At 62.8% G+C, this 19,034-nt stretch carries 11 protein-coding genes and 2 pseudogenes; 3 read left to right on the forward strand and 10 right to left on the reverse strand.

The window, feature by feature from the left end; all coding sequences use genetic code 11:
* On the forward strand, positions 1–654 hold the full coding sequence (locus ABWK72_RS03400) for a DedA family protein (RefSeq protein WP_367873380.1): 654 nt from the start codon (positions 1–3) through the stop codon (positions 652–654).
* Between the two features lie 9 nt (positions 655–663).
* On the opposite strand, the gene ABWK72_RS03405 is transcribed toward ABWK72_RS03400, so the two are convergent.
* Both ABWK72_RS03405 and ABWK72_RS03410 read right to left on the reverse strand, forming a co-directional pair.
* On the reverse strand, positions 664–2,208 hold the full coding sequence (locus ABWK72_RS03405; RefSeq protein ID WP_367873381.1) for a hypothetical protein: 1,545 nt from the start codon (positions 2,206–2,208) through the stop codon (positions 664–666).
* A 61-nt stretch (positions 2,209–2,269) separates the two neighbouring features.
* Complete coding sequence (locus ABWK72_RS03410; RefSeq protein WP_367873382.1) at positions 2,270–3,145, reverse strand: rhomboid family intramembrane serine protease; 876 nt, start codon at positions 3,143–3,145, stop codon at positions 2,270–2,272.
* A gap of 446 nt (positions 3,146–3,591) precedes the next feature.
* Between ABWK72_RS03410 and ABWK72_RS03415 the strand changes: the two genes are divergently transcribed.
* A complete protein-coding gene (locus ABWK72_RS03415) occupies positions 3,592–7,830 on the forward strand; it encodes a DUF5060 domain-containing protein (protein WP_367873383.1) in 4,239 nt (1,412 codons plus the stop codon).
* A 5-nt stretch (positions 7,831–7,835) separates the two neighbouring features.
* Here the strand turns inward: ABWK72_RS03415 and ABWK72_RS03420 are convergent, their stop codons facing one another.
* Entirely contained in the window at positions 7,836–8,435 is a 600-nt protein-coding gene (locus ABWK72_RS03420) for a hypothetical protein (RefSeq protein WP_367873384.1), read from the reverse strand.
* Positions 8,436–8,525: 90 nt separating this feature from the next.
* On the opposite strand from ABWK72_RS03420, the gene ABWK72_RS03425 reads away from it, so the two are divergent.
* The gene (locus ABWK72_RS03425; protein WP_367873385.1) at positions 8,526–9,386 is read left to right on the forward strand and encodes a hypothetical protein; all 861 of its coding nucleotides are present in this window, start codon (positions 8,526–8,528) and stop codon (positions 9,384–9,386) included.
* Here ABWK72_RS03425 and ABWK72_RS03430 read toward each other — a convergent pair.
* The 7 genes and pseudogenes from ABWK72_RS03430 to ABWK72_RS03460 all read right to left on the reverse strand — a co-directional run.
* Entirely contained in the window at positions 9,383–11,065 is a 1,683-nt protein-coding gene (locus ABWK72_RS03430; RefSeq protein ID WP_367873386.1) for a 4-alpha-glucanotransferase, read from the reverse strand. The genes ABWK72_RS03425 and ABWK72_RS03430 overlap by 4 nt on opposite strands.
* A gap of 56 nt (positions 11,066–11,121) precedes the next feature.
* Positions 11,122–13,107, reverse strand: a complete 1,986-nt coding sequence (locus tag ABWK72_RS03435) for a TIM barrel protein (protein WP_367873387.1) — start codon at positions 13,105–13,107, stop codon at positions 11,122–11,124.
* A gap of 193 nt (positions 13,108–13,300) precedes the next feature.
* Positions 13,301–14,263, reverse strand: coding sequence for a cysteine synthase A (cysK, locus tag ABWK72_RS03440; RefSeq protein WP_367873388.1), 963 nt, complete (start codon positions 14,261–14,263; stop codon positions 13,301–13,303).
* An 82-nt stretch (positions 14,264–14,345) separates the two neighbouring features.
* Positions 14,346–15,074 carry a phosphoadenylyl-sulfate reductase gene (locus ABWK72_RS03445; RefSeq protein WP_367873389.1) on the reverse strand — a complete coding sequence of 243 codons (729 nt, stop codon included), beginning with the start codon at positions 15,072–15,074 and terminating at the stop codon, positions 14,346–14,348.
* Positions 15,075–15,205: 131 nt separating this feature from the next.
* Complete coding sequence (locus ABWK72_RS03450) at positions 15,206–16,924, reverse strand: NADPH-dependent assimilatory sulfite reductase hemoprotein subunit (RefSeq protein ID WP_367873390.1); 1,719 nt, start codon at positions 16,922–16,924, stop codon at positions 15,206–15,208.
* A gap of 105 nt (positions 16,925–17,029) precedes the next feature.
* Positions 17,030–17,332: pseudogene (locus ABWK72_RS03455) on the reverse strand (sulfite reductase [NADPH] flavoprotein alpha-component); the annotation flags it as partial.
* Between the two features lie 283 nt (positions 17,333–17,615).
* Positions 17,616–18,806, reverse strand: a pseudogene (locus ABWK72_RS03460) (flavodoxin domain-containing protein); the annotation flags it as partial.
* Between the last annotated feature and the right edge of the window lie 228 nt (positions 18,807–19,034).

Consider the following 19,034-nt stretch of genomic DNA (forward strand, 5'->3'; position numbering starts at 1 on the left):
ATGAAGGAAGCGATCGATTTCATCCTGCACATCCAGGAGCACCTGACCGAATTCACCCAAGCTCACGGGCCGCTGGTTTATGGCCTGCTGTTCCTGGTGATCTTCTGCGAGACCGGCTTGGTGGTGACGCCCTTTCTGCCGGGTGATTCGCTGCTCTTCGCCGTCGGCGCGATCGCGGCTGTCCCGGCGTCCGGCCTGAATATCTGGATCGCCGGGTTGGTCATGCTGGTCGCCGCCATCCTGGGCGACACGGTGAACTACTGGATCGGCCGTCGATTCGGCGGCTGGATGATGCGGACTTTCCCGAGGATCGTGAAGCCCTCGCACATTGCGAAGACCAACGAGTTCTTCGTGAAGTATGGTGGCAAGACCATCATCCTCGCCCGCTTCGTCCCCATCGTCCGCACCTTCGCTCCCTTCGTGGCAGGCTCGGGCGATATGGACTACGGACGCTTCATGCTGTTCAACGTCGTCGGTGCGATCCTGTGGGTCGTGCTGATCTTGCCGGCGGGCTGGTTCTTCGGAAATATGCCCGTGGTGAAGGAGAACTTCGAGCTGGTCGTGCTGGGAATCATCGGCTTCTCCGTGCTGCCAATGGTCTGGGAGATCGCGCGCGCGAAAATGAAACCGAAGGAGACGGTCGAGGCGGAGTAAGCGCGACCCTCAATCGAGGAACACCACTCGGTAGAACTGCTGCTCCCCCGGCACATCAAGAGCTCCCGCATGGGTGACTTGAGCCGGGCTACCGGTTCCGGTGATGTTGTCCGCGAGAGTAAGCCATGCGCCAAGATCGCCGCTGCGCTCCACGCGGTAATGACGACCGCTGATGGTGGGAAAGCCGACGATCTGGTCGCGCCCCGAGCGGACCAGGCTCACGGGAATCGTCACGTCCACGATCATGGCATCGTAGGCGGGGGTGTGGACATTGTTAGATGCGGACAGCAGTAGCGTGTACCGCCCCGGAACAGTGAAACTGGCAGTAGTGGCGGCTTGCGCGGCATTGCCGAAAGTCACGGGTGCGGGACCGGCATTCCACTTCCATTGGGTGACCAAGGTTCCGCTTCCTGAAACCGCACCGTTCAAAGCCACGCTGCTACCCGCCCGGACATCGAGATCGGGTCCGGCATTCGCCGTGGGCGCTCCCGCCGAGCGCGGGCCTTCGTTCGGGCCCGTTGTCTGGATAACCTCGAAATTCGAAATCTGCAGGCTGCGGAGATGGTCGAAGCATTCCTCCGGATAGCGATCGTCCGGCGTGATCGAGATGGAGAAGAAGTTACCGTTGTCCGCGACGAAGGCTCCATATTTCTTCAGGCCGAGCAGGACGGCCTTCTCCTGGATGGTCCAGCTCGGGTTGATCACATAGCCCGCCTTCAGCCGCAGGCGCTGGCCCATCGCGGGCACGTTCGGGTCCGTGGTGTTATCCACGGAGGCATGATGGGTCGCTGGATAGATATACTCCCGGCGGCTCTTCTTCACTACGACGCGCATGGCATGTTCGACCATCCCGCGCTGGACTTCGTTGTAGCGGACCAGCGCCGGAAACATCGGTAGTCCTGCCGCATCGCCGGACGTCCAACCGGCCGGACGCAGGCTGTTGTTGTTGAGCGGGAACTTGGCGCCGTTTGCCGCACGCCAGTTGCCGCCGACACGCCGGGTGAGCCAAGTTTCCCAGAGATTACCGGTGCCGGGCATCACGATGATCGAGTGACGGTCGCCGCTCACCGAGGACGTCTGCCATTGCTCCAAGGTCATCGAACCGGTCCCGGTAGGCCAAGTTTCGATGGGAAGATTGACCGGAATGGGATAGCTGCCAAACGGCGAGGTGCCACCATCGAAGTCCGACTGCTGGGGATACTGAAAAAATTCGACCGGCTGGGCGGGCTGGTTGTCCGGGACCAAAGCGAAGTTCATTTCCTCAAAGAGCCACAGAAAGCCCCGGTTGGCATTTACACCGGTTACGAGGTCACTGGTGATACGCGAGACCATCGCATCGCTGTTAGAGAGTACCGGGCGGCGCGAAACGTCTTCGTTCCACGGGCTGTCGAGCGGCATGATCTGCATCGCGGAGACGACGGCATCCGCCTGCGGGGTATTGAAGAGGATCGGTGCGGCGACGGCTGGCTGGGGGCCGAGGATGCGGCCCTCCTGATTGATCCGCTCGGCGGAGGAAATCCCGGTAAAAACAAGGGTCAGCAGGAGTCCGCGCACCTTGACATTCTGACAGATCGAAAGACGCGGGGCAATCCGGGAAAATCCCGATCCGGTGATCTCAAGAACTGACAAGGGACCGCGCAGGATCCCTTGAAAGCGACTCTGCGATCGTCTTCCGCCACGCCAGAATACCGAGCAGCACGCCGCAGGACCAACCGGCGAAGTGCCCGGCGACATCGGTCTGCTCCCCGCCCACGCCATACATGCCGAGCATCGTCAGGCCGACGAAGACAGGCGCAATCAGCGGACGCAGTTCGCGGTAGGAGCGCGACTTCCAAGCGTTCATCGTAGCCGCACCCGTGAGAAGGCCCAGCGCACCGAAGGTCGCGGTGGAAGCCCCGAGCGAGGCGAAATCCCCCGGGAAGCGGGCCCAGGCATTGATGGCATTCCCTAGCGTGCCGCTGGCGAGAATCAGCAGCCAGGCGCGCCATAGACCGAGGGTATGGGCGGCCATCACGCAGAAGATGCCGCCGATGCCAATGTTGCTGAGCAGGTGCCCGGCATCCGCGTGCAGGAAGAGTGCCGTGAAGGGTCGCCACCACTCGCCGCCTTCGACCATCGCGCGGCTGGAATTGCAGAAGCGGTCGGTAAATCCCGGATAGCGCTCCTGCACCAGGAAGACGGCGGTGAGCGCGATGATCCAGAGCAGCATCAGCTCGATCCCGGCGGGAAAGAGCGGCGGTTCGATCCGCTCGCGGCGCTCCGACTGCTCGGCAGCGTAGAGGGAAAATTCGCGTCGGATCGCCGGGGCATCGTCGGGATCGGCCAGCACGGCGAAACCTTCCGGCGATGGTAGAATCCAGCACTCGCGATTCATGGCGAGTGCCACCAGCGCGTGCTCGTCCGCCTCGATGAACGAGGGCCACTCGCCCACCGCCACCAGGGCGGGAGCTTCGGATTCGTCGGGCAGCGGCTCCTCCATTCGCCGTATCATGCACCCGAAGCGGACCGGACGCAAACGGACTTGCCCGGAACCATGCTCTCACCGGGAAAGCATGCAGTGACGCACGGGACGGCGTTGCAGAATGCGGTTCCGCCCGCTTGAATGATTGAGTTGAACGGAGGCGGATTTCGCGCAGTCTCTTGTGTTTCAATCATCGGGAGCCCTTTACGCGGTTAGGGCACGACGACTGCGACTAAGGATTCATGACCGATATCCGGCTTAGGCCGGTTTCTCAAAGACGGATCTGATCGGTTAACAGATCCGCCACCCTTCTCCCTCTTGACCCCGCGGGCTGCTTCAGCACCCGCTGGGAAGAAGGACCGTTGTCTCATCCCCTGACCCTCCGGACTTCATCACCAACCGCATCATGGTTCCCCGCCCCGGGGATCCGCAGATCGGGGAAGTTTCGACCACCACTACGAAACCGATCCGACCTTATGAAAACCACCGCCTTTCTCACGGCGATTGCCACGATAGTCCTGTCAGCCGATGCAGCATCTGTTAGCGGGGAACTGCGCAAGTGGCACAAGGTCACTTTGGACTTTGACGGTCCCTCGACCAGCGAGGGTGCCACGCCGAACCCTTTCACGAATTACCGGTTGAACGTCACCTTCCGCCACGCGGGTAGCGGCAAGACCTATCTCGTCCCCGGCTACTACGCTGCCGATGGCAATGCTGCCAATACCTCCGCCACCTCCGGCGATGTCTGGCGCGTTCACTTCGCACCCGACGAGACCGGCACCTGGACCTACGAAGCATCCTTCCGCAGCGGCTCGAACGTGGCCATGGATGCCAGTCCGACCTCGGGCAGCAGCGCCGGATTCTTCGACGGCGAGGAAGGAACACTTTCGATCGCGGCCACAAACAAGTCCGGACGCGACATGCGGGGCAAAGGCCGGCTCGAGTACGTCGGCAAGCACCACCTGCGCTTCGCCGAGACCGGCGGGTATTTCATGAAGGCCGGGGTGGACGCGCCCGAGAATCTTCTGGCCTACGCCGACTTCGACGGCGAGTTCAAGACCGACGGCCGCGAGGATGACCTGGTGAAAGACTGGCAGCCCCACGTGCAGGATTGGAATAGCGGCGACCCGACATGGCAGGGCAGCAAGGGCAAGGGACTGATCGGTGCGATCAACTATCTCGCCGATCAAGGGCTGAACGCCTTCTCCTTCCTGACACTGAACATCGATGGCGACGACAAGAACGTCTATCCTTACACCACCTACTCGGAGCGCCTGAGGATGGATGTTTCGAAGCTCGACCAATGGGAGACCGTCTTCGAGCACGGCGACCACATGGGCATGTATATCCATTTCAAGACCCAGGAAACGGAGAACGAACTGCTGCTCGATAGCGGCAACATGGGCAACCAGCGCAAGCTCTACTACCGCGAGCTGATCGCGCGCTTCGGCCATCACTTGGCGATGAACTGGAACCTCGGCGAGGAGATCAACGCCGCCTCGCTCCAGCAGAAGCAGGCCTGGGCCCAATACTTCTACGATACCGATCCCTATCACCATCACCTGGTGATCCACAATGGCGCGACCCACTACAACATGATGGGCAGCGCCTCGAAGCTCACCGGCTTCTCGCTTCAGCTCAATGCCTATGACTTCACCGATAATTTCGCGATGACCAAGGACTACATCGACCGCTCGGTAGCGGCCGGCAAGCCATGGGTCGTCGCGACGGATGAACCGGGGGATTCCCGCTACAGCCTGCGGCCCGACAATGATCCGGGCAGCAGCCACACGGATGCCCGCAAGGACGCCTTGTGGGGCAATATCATGGCCGGCGGTGCCGGGGTGGAGTGGTACTTCGGCTACGCCTTGGACCACTCGGACCTTACCTGCAACGATTTCCGCAGCCGCGATTCCTTCTGGCCGGTCTGCCGCTATGCGATCGGGTTCTTCGAGAACAATCCGATCCCCTTCCAAGACATGCCGAATGCAAATTCCCTCGTCAGCGGTAGCGGCAACAATGCCAACCGTTGCTTGGCGAAGCCGGGGGACACCTATCTCGTCCAGTTACGCTCGGGCGGAACGAGCGCTACCCTGAATCTCTCCGGTCAAAGCGGGAACTATCGCGTGCGCTGGTTCGACCCGCGCAACGGCGGTGCCTTGGTGAGTGGCAATACACTTGCGGGAGGCGGGACCCGCAGCCTCGGATCGCCGCCGAATTCTACCACCCAGGATTGGATCGCCCTGGTGCAGAACACGGGCGGCAGCACGCCGACCAATGAAGCACCGCTCGTCAGCGCCGGAGCGGACAAGAGCGCGACTCTTTCGGGGGCTTCCGTCAGCGTGGCCTTGACCGGCTCGGCTTCCGACGACGGCCTGCCGGCGGGGTCGACGTTGTCGCGCTCATGGACCCGGGTGAGCGGCCCCGCCGCGGTAACATTCTCTGCTCCTGACAGCGCCAGCACGTCCGCGACCTTCACCGCGGCCGGCACCTATGTCCTGCGCCTGACCGCCACGGATGGGACCCTGAGCAGTTCTGATGAGGTGCAAGTTCTCGTCACCACCGCTACGGCCCAGAATCAAGCGCCGGTCGCCAATGCCGGCCCGGATCGCTCCGCCGTCCTCAGCGGGGCAAGCGTGCAGATCGCTCTCGCGGGAAGCGCCAGCGACGACGGTCTGCCTCAGGGAAGCTCGCTCTCGGTCGCGTGGACTCCGGTCAGCGGTCCGGCCCCGGTCAGCTTCGGCAATGCATCTTCCGCGGCGACCACGGCGAGCTTCACCACCGCGGGCACCTACACGCTCAGGCTCTCCGCTTCGGATGGGGCTCTCAGCGATACGGACGAAGCAACGGTGACGGTCAGCGCATCCTCCGGCGGCGGCGGGACATCGAACTTTGCTGCGAGTCAGGATGCATACACCCAGAATGGGAGCAACGTGAACACCGCCGAGTTGCGGGTTGAGAATTCATCGCGCAAGAGGATCTCCTATCTCCAATTCGATCTCACCGCCGCCACTGCCCCGATCTCAGCCGCAAGCTTGACCTTGACGCAGAAGGGCGATGTCCCGAGCGGAAAAATGACGCTGCGTCTCTTCGCGGCGACTTCGAACAACTGGCTAGAGAGCACAATCACGGGTTCAAATGCTCCGGCGAAAGGAGCGGAATTGGCGAACTACACCGGGGACATCCCCGCGGGCAAGATCCTGACCTTCGATGTCTCCTCCTTCGTTGGTGCGCCCGGCATCTATAGCTTCATCCTCGATACAGATACCGCCAAGGACGTCACCTTCGCCTCCGCCGAAAACACAACGACCGCCGCGCGGCCTGTCCTCACAATCACTTCTGGAAGCGGCGGTGGCGGTCCTTCTAACACCGCCCCGGTCGTATCCGCGGGTGCGGACAAATCGGGATCTTACCAAGGCCAGCCGATCGCAATCGCTCTCAGCGGATCGGCCACGGATGATGGCTTGCCCGCGGGATCCTCGCTCGCGCTGACCTGGACGCGCAGCAGCGGCCCGGCGGCGGTATCCTTCTCCCCCGCCAATGCCGCAACCACCTCGGCCACCTTCAGTGCAGCGGGAACCTACGTGCTGCGCCTCACCGCAAGCGACGGCCAACTCAGCACCAGCGACGAGGTGACCGTAACCGTGATTTCCGATATCATCGACAACGAGATTCCGACAGTCGATGCCGGTCCTAACAGCAGTGCATTCCTCACCGGCACCAGCGTGCAAGTGAATCTCGCCGGTTCCGCAAGCGACGACGGTCAGCCCGCAGGTTCCACGCTCACCACCACCTGGACCCGTACCAGCGGCCCGGCTGCGGTAAGCTTCGGCAATGCCAGCAGCCCCGCAACCACGGCGACCTTCACCGCGACAGGAACCTATCTCCTCCGCCTGACGGCCTCCGACGGCGAATTGAGCGAGACCGACGAGATGACGGTGGTCGTCGAGGGCCCCGCGCCTGCCCCGGGCGGGACGGTGATTCTGGCGGCCACCCACGACGCCTACACGGAGAATGGCAAAAACTTCAACAGCACCGTCCTGCGGCTGGAAAACTCCTCGCGCAAGCGGATCATCTATCTTCAGTTCGACGCCAGCGGAGTCACCGCCCCCACCTCGGCCACTCTGAAACTCACCGAGGGCGACGATGTCTCCTCCGGGTCGATGACCGTCCGGGTCTTCGCCGCGGCTTCGAATGGCTGGACGGAAGGCGGCATCACCGGCAGCAACGCCCCGGCCAAGGGCGCGGAACTTGCCAGCTTTACCGGGGACATCACCCAAAGCAAAGTGCTGAGCTTCGACGTCTCTTCCCGCGTTACCGGACCGGGCATCTACAGCTTCATTCTCGAGGCCGACTCTTCAACCCGCGACGTTTCCTTCGTCTCGGCGGAAGGCTCGCCCACCTCGGCCCGGCCGGCGCTCGTGGTCAATTCGGGCGGCAGCGGCACCGTGGCGGCAGAACCGGTATCGGCCAAGGCAGCGGCGGCGACGCCAGCACCCGCGATGAAACTTCGCGTCGAGCGCACTAGCCAGGGGATGAGCCTGTCGATGACCGGTATTCCTAACAGCCGCTACGCCGTCGAGCGCTCCACCGATCTGGTGGAATGGACGGTGATCGGCACGGTGGACACCGGAGAACTGGGCCAAGCCTCCATGGAAGATCCTTCCGCGCCGCCGGACCGCGCCTTCTATCGCCTGAACGACGACGTGAAATAGTGGCCTTACTTCGGGGCGATGCGGATGCAGTCCATCGCTACTTCCAGGCCCAGGTCGGGGCGCCTTTCCTTGACCCAAGCCTCGATGTCCGAGACCGCCGGGTAATCGATGGCACCGACATGGCGGAAGCAGCGGGCGTCGTCGATCAGGACGACGAAGGGCTGGTTCATGCCGCTGAAAATCGCTTCCAATTCGCCCCACACCGGGCAATTCAGGTCGCCTTGGGCCGTGTCGCCGCCGGAGTAGTGACCATCCAGCCAGAAGAGCGTGGGAGCATCGAGCTTCGACACCACCTCGGGCATGACCTTGCCGCTATCGCCTTGGCGGAGTTCGACATTGGAGACGCCGGAAAAACGCTTCTTTGCCTCCGTGTAGAACATCTCCGAAAGCTCGATCGAGTAAACCTTGCGGAATTCTCCGCGCATTGCCTCCACGGTATCGCCCTTGAAGGTGCCGGTCTCGACGAGGAGATGAAGGCGGTGGCGCTGCTTGTAATCGAGCAGCATCTCACGCTTGGCAAGCGGCGGCGGCGGATCGGGGCGTCCGTCCTCGATCCACTTGCTGTATTTCCGCTTTTCTTTGAGCTGCTTGAACCAGGAAGCCATGGGCGGAGCGAGGCTAGGCCGGGAGGGCCGGGCGTCCAAGCGGATTTTCCGGGCTTGCCCGCTACCGCCCGTCCCGGGCCATGCTGCGCCGTGCCCCTTCCCTTCCTGCGTCCGAAGGACAGCTTCATCACCTGCCGCGACCGCGACGACGGCGGCGGCGCGCAGATTTCCGCCCGGATCTCCACGATGATCCTGGCCCGTCTCAAGGGCCTGACCTACGCCCACACTCCCGTGTCGGACGTCGCACACCGGCCCGATGGCGTCTCAAGCGAGGACTGGTCCGCCACTTGGGAGAATTTCTTCAACCTGGGTGCCGGCGAGATCCAAGCGGCAGATCTGGCCGGCTACCCGCTCCGCCCCGTCGCCAAACCTCACCGCTTCTGGCCGCGCTCGCGCTCCCTGCACGTGGTGGCTCACTGCCACCGGCTGACGAACCATCGTCCCGAAGCCTGGGCGGCGATCGCTCCCGCATTGCGGGCCAAATACCACCTATCGGCGAAGCCGGAGTCGCCGGGCTACGACGACGGCCGCCTCCAGGTGGCCGTCCATCTCCGGCGCGGCGATGTCGCGGTCACCGGCCAATTCGCGCAATGGTTCACCCCTGACGAAGTGATCTTGGAACGCCTCAAGCGGGTGATCGGGATGGCGGGCAAAGACCGGGTGAATGTCCGCCTCTTCTCGGAGGGAAAGCCGGAGGACTTCCGGGCCTTCACCGAACTGGGAGCCACCCTGCACCTCGATGAAGACGTCTTCGAAACCTTCCATCATCTGGTGAAGAGCGATGTGCTGATCATGGCCAAGAGCACCTTCAGCTACTTGGGCGCCATCATCGGCGGCCAAGTCTGCCTCTACGAACCCTTCTGGCATCCCAAGCTCCCGGGCTGGTTGGGGCCGGAGGAATGGGAGGGATGGGACAGGAAGTTGAATGCTCGCCGGATGGCCGGAAGCTAGCGGTTCAATTGACTTCGACCTGTCGCCAACAAGATCCCCTGAAGCGCATTCAATTCCCTCACCGCCGTCGCTTCCTTCTCAATGGGCAGCCTAAAGCTCCAATTATGCGGCCCCACGGTGCCGGGAGAATTGATCCGGTCTGTTAGATCGCAGAGGTCGGTGATCATGAAGGCGGCGTAGCGCGAGCGCGAAGCGAGAAGCGCGTCAAACAGCGCCGCCTTGAGTTCCGGTCCGTAGGGCACCGTCTCCGGCACTCCTGCGAATTCCGCCATCAAACGCAGGTACTCCGCGGCCTGCCTCTGCTCATCGGGATCGGCATCCGGATCGGCGACGATGCGGTGGAAGTTCGCCCAGAGGGCCGGCACCGAATCGTGATCGTGGGTGGAGTAGGTGGCAAAGGAGCACTCCGGCAGCTCTTCAGGCGGGATCACGTGACCTTCCGCGTCGAAATCCCAATGCGGAATCCGGAAGCCCGCAACATCGAGCGAGGCGAGATGGGGGCGCACATAGTCCGGCACACAGCCGAGGTCCTCGCCCACCACGGCGGCATTCCCGGCGGCCTCGATCACCATCCGCAGACGGAGGTCGCCATCGGCGCGATTGGCAGCCTTGTGGACCGGTGTATCGTCCGGCCGCGGGGCCCAGCCCGGTAAGGGGCCGCCGGTGAGTTTCATGGCCTCCTTCTCGGTCAGCGGCAGGAATTCACCATTCCGCTGCGGTTGCCAAGGGAAGGAGTAGATCCGGTAGAAGCCGAGCACGTGATCCACCCGGAAGATGTGGAAAACGGTGGTCAGCTTCGCAATCCGCTGCCGCCACCAAACGAAGCCGGCGGCCTCCATCCGCTGCCAGCGGTAGAGCGGAATCCCCCAATTCTGACCCCACTTCTGAATGAAGGGATCATATTTGAAAATGAGTTCGGGCGGCGCCCCCCCGCAGTTCTCCAGATCGAAATCCTCGCGATGGAAAAAGACATCCGCCGAGTAGCGGCTCACGCCGATGGGAATGTCCCCCATCAACTTCACCCCGAGATTGTCCGCATGATCCCGCACGGCGCGCCATTGGCGAAAGCAGAGCCACTGGACCCACGCATAGAACTCCAAGCGCCCGTCCACCGCAGCGGCATCCTTTCCCCGCTCGCTCTCCAAATGGGCCAAAGCGCCCTCGACCGTCTTCCACGCTTCCGGCCACCAGTCCCAGGCTTCCGATCCGCCGGCTTGGTCCATCAACCAACGATAGATGCAGTAGTTCGGCAGCCATGCCGCCTCCTCGCGCCGGAAGCGGTAAAAAGCGATGTCCCCCTGCCCCGCCTGATAGCGCTGCCAAGCTTTCTCCAGCAGAGCCCGCTTGACCTTGCGGACGGCGGCGTAGTTCACCTTGCTGGCAGTCAGGCTCTCGCCCAATTCCTGGCGCGCCTGTTGAATTTCGGACTCCTCCAGCCACGGGATGTCCTTCTGGTCGAAGCTCAGGTAGAGCGGCTCGAAGGCCACCGAAGAGATCGCATTGTAGGGACTGTCGTCGCCGCCGGTCTCATTCAGCGGCAGCAATTGCAGGAAGCCGATGCCGTGTTCCGCACAGTGGTCGATCCACTTCCGGATCGCCCGCGTATCGCCAATGCCGAGATCGCCTTCGCGGCGAGGGGTGAAAGCGGGTAGCAGCAGTCCGGCGAGGCGCTCAGGCATGCGTTAGAGGGTGGCTGTAGAAGCCGCCGCGATCCAGCACGAAGCGTGCCGCAGCCTCACTGCGACCGGCCCGGCATCTCCGCCACAGCCGGCCGCAGACCGCGCATCATCCTCCCGATCTCGCCGCTCAGCCATAGGTAGTGGTCCGGCTTCACCCCCGGTTCTGTCAGGAATTTGACCGCCCCCACCGGAGGATTTTGCGAGACCTTGAAGATCGCCGTGCCTTCGTCGATTTCATCGAACATCGCGATGTAGAGCGACTTGCTGCCAGCCTGCCGCGCGGCGACCGCCTGGCTCCACAGGAATTTCCCGCCGAGCCGCGGGATCGCATCCATCTTTGCCTCCTGCTTACGGCTCCTCATGAGATTCTGCCAGCTGAAGCCGGGAAACGCCACCGGCAGGTAGCCGAGATTGCGCTCCTTGCACCAGGCCAGGTCCGGCTTGAGCAGCTTCTCCACCCGGTTCGCCGCATCCTGCGGCGTCCCGAAACGCCCGACTGCCCACGGGCTGACGACGTCCGCCAGTTGGATGATCTCGTGCAGCTTCGGATCCTTGATGGTGTCTTGGTCCATCGCCCGCCAATAGCAAGGCACCCCCACCATCACCGCGCAGCCTTGCTCCTTGAAGAACCGCACCAGCCGCTCCCACTCCGGCAGCGAGGCCGGCCGGTCGTTGAAACCCAGCCCCCACAGCGCGACCAGCGGCTTCCCTTGGTAGCGCAGGTAGGCGGCATCATCGGCGGACCAGAGTTTCTCTTCCTTGAGATGCAGCCAGTCCTTCGACACCGTATCGAATTCCTGCGTCTTGAGCCCGGAAAGATCATACATCAGGACCCACTTGCGGCCCTCCGCATTGGCTCCCTTCCGGCAATGCGCCAGCACCGTGTCCAAGGATTCGCGCGCCCGCGGATTGCGGACCGTAGTGGCGAAGCGCTGCAAGAAGGCGGCATCGATTCCATACTCCCGCATCCAGCGGAAATGCCGCAACACGGTCGCCTCTTTCACCGAACTGAAGACCTCGGCGACCTTGCCATTCTCGTAACGCAGCGGCGTGGGAAAACGCTCGTCCGGCCCGAGTTCGGTCATGTCCGGCCAGATCTCGATGTGGGTATTCTCCGGCTCGAACTTGCCTCCGCTGGAGTAGTGGACCCAGCCGTTGCCCGAGCCATCGCCCTCCGCCCGGAACCAGCCTTGGTAACCGGCTACCACCATGCCATCGAGCGAACCGCTCATCTTCCGCCAGGCGGCCATCGAGCGCGCGAGATTCGCCCTGCGGTCGCCTTGCACACCGAAAGCCTGCAGCCCGATCGGACCCTTCCATCCCACCTCGCCTTGCAAGCGGCCCACGAAGCCGGCCACGTCATAGCTGCCGCGATCCAAGGTCTGGATCAACTTGTCCCAGCCCATCGTCTTCGTATCGCCCTTGTCCGCGCCGTTGATGGTCACGAATTGCAGCCGCTTGCTCTCCGCCTTGATCGCCGGGATCGGATCCACGTCGCCCTCCTCCTTGAGCCAATGGCAGAGGTTGAAAGTGATGCCGACATCCTCCCGGTCGAGCTTGTTCGCCAAGCGCGCCGCATCGGAGAACCGCGCCAGCCAATGGCCCGTGTGCGGGTAGAGCGAAATCTTCACGCCGGACTCCTTCGCGAGCCCGGCAATTTCCGTTAGAGCCTTGGCTGCGGTCTCATCGCTCTTGCCGGCCACTTCGGAAATAGCGATCCAGAGGGTCGAATCGTGACCCTTCAGGTCGCCGATCAGCTTCTTCAGTTCCGGGGTCAGCGGACTGGCATTCGCCTGGAATTTCAGCGTCAGATAGACGTTCCACAAGCGCAGCCCCTGCTTCTCCAGGGATGCGCGCATCGAAGCCACGGAAGTCCCGCTGCCACCGAGTCCGTCGTAGCCCAATTCCCCGAGCGCCACCGCCACCTTCTCCGGATCCCCGGTGATCCCCGTATCCATCGCGAAGAAGGGATTCGCCCTGACTACGCCGGCGAAGGATACGAGCCACACTGCGGTGGCAAACAGGAGCTTTCTGAAAATCATCTGCCGCCCACACTATCACTCTCCGCCGTCTTGTAGAAAGACTTCCGAACACCATTTCCGGGGACAAGGGGTGCGGCGGGAGAGCCCCGCGGACCGGGTTCGCCTGCTGCTAGGGCGAAGCAGCGAGAACTCGAAACGAAAAAGCGCCCCGTCCCAAGAGGAACGAGACGCTCGAAAGCAGGGTGGCTTGGAATTAGATCTCCGCGACCGGCAGATTCGCCACTTCCTCGCGCACCTTCTCCGCCAGCAGCGTCGAGAGGTAGCGCTCGGTGGACGAGCAGCCGACCGTGACGATGCGCTTGCCTTGGAATTCCGGCCGCTTGGCCACTTGGATCGCAGCCCAGACGTTGGCTCCGGTCGAGATCCCCGCAGGCAGGCCTTCTTCCTGATTGAGAAGCTGGGCGGTAGCGAAGGCGTCCTCGTTGGTAATCTGGATCACCTCGTCGATGATATCGACGTTGAGATTCTTCGGGATGAAACCGGCACCGATGCCTTGGATCATGTGCGGGCCCGGGGCACCGCCGGAGATCACCGGGCTGTTCACAGGCTCGACCGCGAAGGTCTTCAAATTCGGATTGCGCGCTTTGATCACCTCCGAAACCCCGGTGATCGTGCCACCCGTGCCGACCCCGGCCACGAAGGCATCGATCTTGCCGTCGGTATCGCGCCAGATTTCCTCGGCGGTCGTCTTGCGGTGGATCTCGGGGTTGGCCGGATTGTCGAATTGGCCCGGGCCGAAGGAACCGGGGTTCTCTTCGATGAGTTGCTTGGCTTTGGCGATCGCGCCGCCCATCCCGCGGGCCCGCGGCGTGAGGACCAGTTCGGCTCCGAGCAGGCGCAGCAGCACGCGGCGCTCGACCGACATGCTCTCCGGCATGGTCAGGATGCAGCGGTAGCCCTTGGCACGGGCCACGAAGGCGAGCGCGATCCCGGTGTTGCCGGAGGTCGGCTCGATGATCAGGCCGCCCGGCTTGAGCGAACCGTCCTTCTCAGCGGCTTCAATCATCGCCTTCCCGATCCGGTCCTTCACGCTGAACAGCGGATTGAAGAACTCGGCTTTCACGAGAATCTCGGCACCCGCATCGGCGGAGACCTTGTTCAGGCGGATCAGCGGCGTGTTGCCGATCGTGTCGGCGATAGAGTTTGCGATTGGCATATGAAGAGACGTCTGGGGTTAAAAACGGGGATAGACTCAGAAATCGAAGACGCAAGACACAAGACTCAAGTATGACGGAAGTTCAAATCTGGAAATCCGAGTTGCCGGAATCCAGGTGCAAGCCGCACTCGTATTTCTCGCCGTTGAAGCGGGTCGACTCCGCGTCGAGACCGTCGGCGGCCGGTTTGGTGCTGTGCCAGTCGCCCATCGTCACAAAGCCTTCGACCTCCAGCGGATGGCTGGGCAAGCCGTGCTCGCGCATGTGGAAGGCCACCTGCGCGTCGGCCCAATCGAGGATCGGGTAGACCTTCAGGGTCTTCTTCTGCTGCTCGGCGAAGGGCCGCTCGACACGGCTGCTCGACTGGCTGCGGCGCAGGCCGCTGATCCACACGTCGGTGCCGAGTTCGCGCAGCGCGCGGTCCATCGGCTCGATCTTGGTCAGCGTGGCATACTTGGCCATGCCTTCCAGGCCCTGCTCCCAGAGCTTGCCCCACAGCGCCTCGATCCGGGCGGCGGAGTAAGTCGGATGATAGACACGAAGGTCCGTGCCAAAGCGCTGGATCAGCTCTTCCGCGTAACGGTAGGTCTCCGGGAAATGGTAGCCGGTATCGATGAACACGACCGGGATCTCCGGTGCATTCCGGGCGATCAGGTCGAGCATGATCGCCGATTGCAGGCCGAAGCTGGTCGAGGCGACCAAGCGCTTGCCATAGCGCTCATGCAAGAGTTTGAGCCGCTCGCCGGCCTTCAGGCGGGCGAGCTCCGCCGAAAGAAGTTCGGCTTCGGGGGCGATGCGAGTGGTAGTGGACATTGTGGTAAACCGCGATGAACGCGAGGGAATGAATTTGTTAGAGAACGTTGAAACGAAACGGAGCTGGGGTACGGCCTAAGGCCGACACCGCTGGTATCCGGTTTCACATTCCCTCTTCATCGTCGGTTTGGTCAGTTCTTGAGCGCCTCTTCCTTGATGTTCTTGTGGAAGTCGCCTCCCTGGATGGTAGCGGCCACGTAACCCGCGCGGATCACGAAGTCGCCGAAATGTTCGCCCGCATTCCGCTCCTTCGCGTAGTGCTGGAAGATCGGCGCGAGCAGGCCGCGGATCTCGTCCGTATGCACGTCCTGGCGGTAGAGCTTGCTCAGCCGCTGGCCGGCGTGGCCGCCGCCGAGGTAGAGATTATAGCGGTCCGGACCGCGCCCGACGAAGCCGATCTCCGAGATGAAAGGCCGGCCGCAACCGTTCGGGCAACCGGTCATCCGGATCGTGATCGAGTCGTGGCGCAGGCCGGCGTTCTCCAGCTCTTCCTCGAGATAGGTGACAACTTCCGGCAGGTAGCGCTCGGCCTCCGCCAGCGCCAGCGCGCAGGTCGGCAGGGCCACGCAGGCGATCGACGCCAACCGCAGCGCGCTGCGCTCGTGGCTATGATGGATGCCGTACTTCTCCAGCAGCGCCTCGATCTCGGAGCGCTTCTTGGCCGTGATGTTCGCGATGATCAGGTTCTGGTTCGCGGTCAGGCGGAAGTCGCCGCCGTGAATCTTCGCGATCTCGCGCAGGCCCGTCCGCATCGGGAAGGCCGGGGTATCCAGCACCCGCCCGCCTTCGACGAAGAGCGTGTAGTGGAAATTCCCGGTTTCATCCTCGACCCAGCCGAAGCGGTCGCCGTTGTCCTTGAACTCATACGGACGCACGGCTCCCAGCTCGTAGCCGAGATACTCGTTGATCTTGGCCAGGATCCAGTCAGGACCGCGGTCATCCACCGTATACTTGAAGCGCGAGTGCTTGCGGTCCGTGCGGTCGCCGTAGTCGCGCTGCACCAGCACCACCTTCTCGGACACATCCACGATCTGATCCGGCGTGCAGAAGCCGATCACGTCCGCGATCCGCGGATAGGTCGCCTCGTTGCCGTGCGTCGAGCCCATCCCGCCGCCGACGGCGACGTTGTAGCCCAACAGCTTCCCGTCCTCGACGATCGCGATGAAGGACAAGCAGTTCGCGAAGATGTCCACGTCGTTGCTCGGCGGCACCGCGATGGTGATCTTGAACTTCCGCGGCAGGTAGGTCTTGCCGTAGATCGGCTCCTGCTCCTCCTCGGTGCTCTCGATCTTCTCGCCATCCAGCCAGATCTCGTGGTAGGCACGCGTCGCCGGCGTGAGATGCGTGGAGATGTCCTGCGCCGCCTTCAGCACCTCCTCATGCACGGAGGAGAGATAGGGGTTCGGATTGCACATCACGTTGCGGTTCACGTCGCCGCAGGCCGCCACGGTGTCCATCGCGGTCTGGTTGATCTCCTTGATCGTGCGCTTGAGATTGCTCTTGATGATCCCGTGGAATTGGAAGGCCTGGCGGGTCGTCAGCTTGATCGTGCCATTGGCGAATTGCTCCGCCATCCGGTCCACTTCCAGCCACTGGTGCGGAGTCGCCACCCCACCCGGCACCCGGATGCGGATCATGAAGGAATACGCCTTCTCCAAGCGGTGCTTGCGGCGGTCATTCCGGAGGTCGCGGTCGTCCTGCTGATAGGTCCCGTGGAACTTCAGCAGTTGCTGGTCGTCCTCCGACATCGAGCCGGTGGACAGGTCGGCCAAGCCCTCTTCGATGGTACCGCGCAGGTAGTTTGAACGGGTCTTGATGCCTTCGTTGGCAGAGAGTTTCTTGTCGCTCATCAGAGTGGTCAGCGGCCAGGGGTCGGGGTTCAGGGTCCGACCGGGGAATCCGCAGGTTAAGATGCTGCTTTTTGGAACTTGGAACTTTTAACTTGGAACTTCGCGTCAGTAGACGTCGCGCTGGTAGCGCTTCGATTTCTTCAAATCTTCGACATAGGCTTCGGCCGTATCGCGCGGGAGCTTGCCCTCCTTCTCGATGACCGAGATCAGAGCCTCGTGGACATCGTGGGCCATGCGGTTGGCATCGCCGCAGACGTAGAAATGGGCACCCTCCTGGAGCCAGGCGTAGAGATCCTTCGCGCGCTCCAGCATGCGGTGCTGCACGTAGACCTTCTCCGGTTGGTCGCGGGAGAAGGCCACGTCCAGCTTGCTCAGGTGGCCGTCCTTCAGATGCTCCTGCCACTCGACCTGATAGAGGAAGTCGTAGGTGTAACGCTGGTCGCCGAAGAAGAGCCAGCTCTTCCCCCTGCCCCAGCGCGGCGCGTTGCTCGACGAAGGCCCGGAAGGGCGCGACGCCCGTGCCCGGGCCGACCATGATCACCGGCACATCGGCAGAAGCCGGCAGGCGGAAGTTCTTGTTCTGGTGGGTGTAGACCGGCACATGCCCGCCCTTCTCGATCAGATCCGCGAGGTAGGTGGAAGCGATCCCCTTGCGAGTCTGGCCATGGGCCTGATAGCGCACGGATGCCACCGTGAGGTGCACTTCGCCGGGGTGTGCCAAGGAGCTGGAAGCGATCGAGTAAAGCCGCGGCGGCAGCTTGCGGAAAATGGTCGCGAGATCCGCAGCGGCCAGACCATCCGGCGCGAAGTCGGCGATCGCGTCGCTGATCCAGCGGCCCCACTGGTAGTCCTTCAGGTGATCCTTCGCGTCCTCCGCGAGCAGCGCGGCCAGCTTGTCCGATCCGGACAGCGACTGCAGCTTGGTCATCACCGCACGCGACAGCGCGGTGATATCGAAGTCCTCGCGCAGCGCGTCGGCCAGGACCTTCGAGCCCACGCCCTTCACCTCCACGGCTTCGCTGCCTGAGAGCTTCGCAGCCTTGAGAATGCCTTCCACGATGTCCGGCGCGTTCACCGGGATCACCGCCAGCGCGTCGCCCGGCTCATAGCTCAGGCCCGAGCCATCGAGCGAAAGTTCGTAGTGCCAGGTTTCCTTGGTGGTCCCCTTCCCGTTCAAGATCACCTTCTCCAGCAGTTCGGAGGCGAATGGATTCTTCTTCCCATACTCCACCGCCGGCACCACCGGGGCGGCGACCGGGACTGCTACTACGGAAGCCGTAGGCGCGCTCGCCGGGGCGAAAGCCTTGAGCGCGGCATCGAGCCAGCCGGCGTGCGGCTCCTCGTATTCCACGTCGCAGTCCTGCCGCGGCGCAACCCGCTTGGCACCCAGCTTCTCCAGCCGGGCGTCGATGTCCTTGCCGATCTGGCAAAATTTCTCATACGCGGTGTCGCCGAGCGCACAGACGGAATAGCGCACGCGCGGCAATTCGACCGCCGAGCCGTTCATGAACTCCTTGTAGAAACCGGTCGCGCTTTCCGGCGGATCGCCGTCGCCCCAGGTGCTCACGATCACCAGCAGGTTTTCCACCTTGGCCAGCTCCGCGGGAGAAATGTCGGACATGTTCTTCACCGCCGTCTGGAAGCCGCGCTTCTTCGCCTCCTTCGCCGAAAAATCCGCCAGTTTTTCCGAATTACCGGACTCCGTCCCATAGAGGACGGTTAGCTTCGCCGTGGTTGCCGGAGGCGCGGCAGGGGCCGCAACGGGCGCTCCAACGGACAGGAAGCCAGCCAGCCAGAAGCGCTGGGACGCGTCGAGTCCTGCCAGTGCGATATCCACCGCGCGGCGTTGATCGGGAGAGAAGGGAGCGTGCTCGGGAAGCATTACCTTAGTTCTTTGCTCAGTGTTGTATGGTTTCGGCGGGACAATTCACACCTTGTCACCGGAGTGCAAGGGAAATTCCCGCGATACGTGGTTCTCCGGCCCGCCAAGAAAAGCCCGAATTCAGCCATCGGCAATGGTTCCCGGTCACATCGCAAATTCGGCCATCGACAAACCCAAGATTTTTAGCGACAACGGATTAGCTCTTCACTCCCCATGAAGCCTCCCGCA

The sequence above is a fragment of the Luteolibacter sp. Populi genome (assembly GCF_040801775.1).
GTDB lineage: Bacteria > Verrucomicrobiota > Verrucomicrobiia > Verrucomicrobiales > Akkermansiaceae > Haloferula.

What these genes read in the sequence shown, in the direction of transcription:
- ABWK72_RS03445 (WP_367873389.1), bottom strand. Translation starts at nt 15,074, where the DNA reads ATGTCCACTACCACTCGCATCGCCCCCGAAGCCGAACTTCTTTCGGCG.
- ABWK72_RS03400 (WP_367873380.1), top strand. Translation starts at nt 1, where the DNA reads ATGAAGGAAGCGATCGATTTCATCCTGCACATCCAGGAGCACCTGACC.
- ABWK72_RS03420 (WP_367873384.1), bottom strand. Translation starts at nt 8,435, where the DNA reads ATGGCTTCCTGGTTCAAGCAGCTCAAAGAAAAGCGGAAATACAGCAAG.
- ABWK72_RS03435 (WP_367873387.1), bottom strand. Translation starts at nt 13,107, where the DNA reads ATGATTTTCAGAAAGCTCCTGTTTGCCACCGCAGTGTGGCTCGTATCC.
- cysK (WP_367873388.1), bottom strand. Translation starts at nt 14,263, where the DNA reads ATGCCAATCGCAAACTCTATCGCCGACACGATCGGCAACACGCCGCTG.
- ABWK72_RS03415 (WP_367873383.1), top strand. Translation starts at nt 3,592, where the DNA reads ATGAAAACCACCGCCTTTCTCACGGCGATTGCCACGATAGTCCTGTCA.
- ABWK72_RS03450 (WP_367873390.1), bottom strand. Translation starts at nt 16,924, where the DNA reads ATGAGCGACAAGAAACTCTCTGCCAACGAAGGCATCAAGACCCGTTCA.
- ABWK72_RS03430 (WP_367873386.1), bottom strand. Translation starts at nt 11,065, where the DNA reads ATGCCTGAGCGCCTCGCCGGACTGCTGCTACCCGCTTTCACCCCTCGC.
- ABWK72_RS03410 (WP_367873382.1), bottom strand. Translation starts at nt 3,145, where the DNA reads ATGATACGGCGAATGGAGGAGCCGCTGCCCGACGAATCCGAAGCTCCC.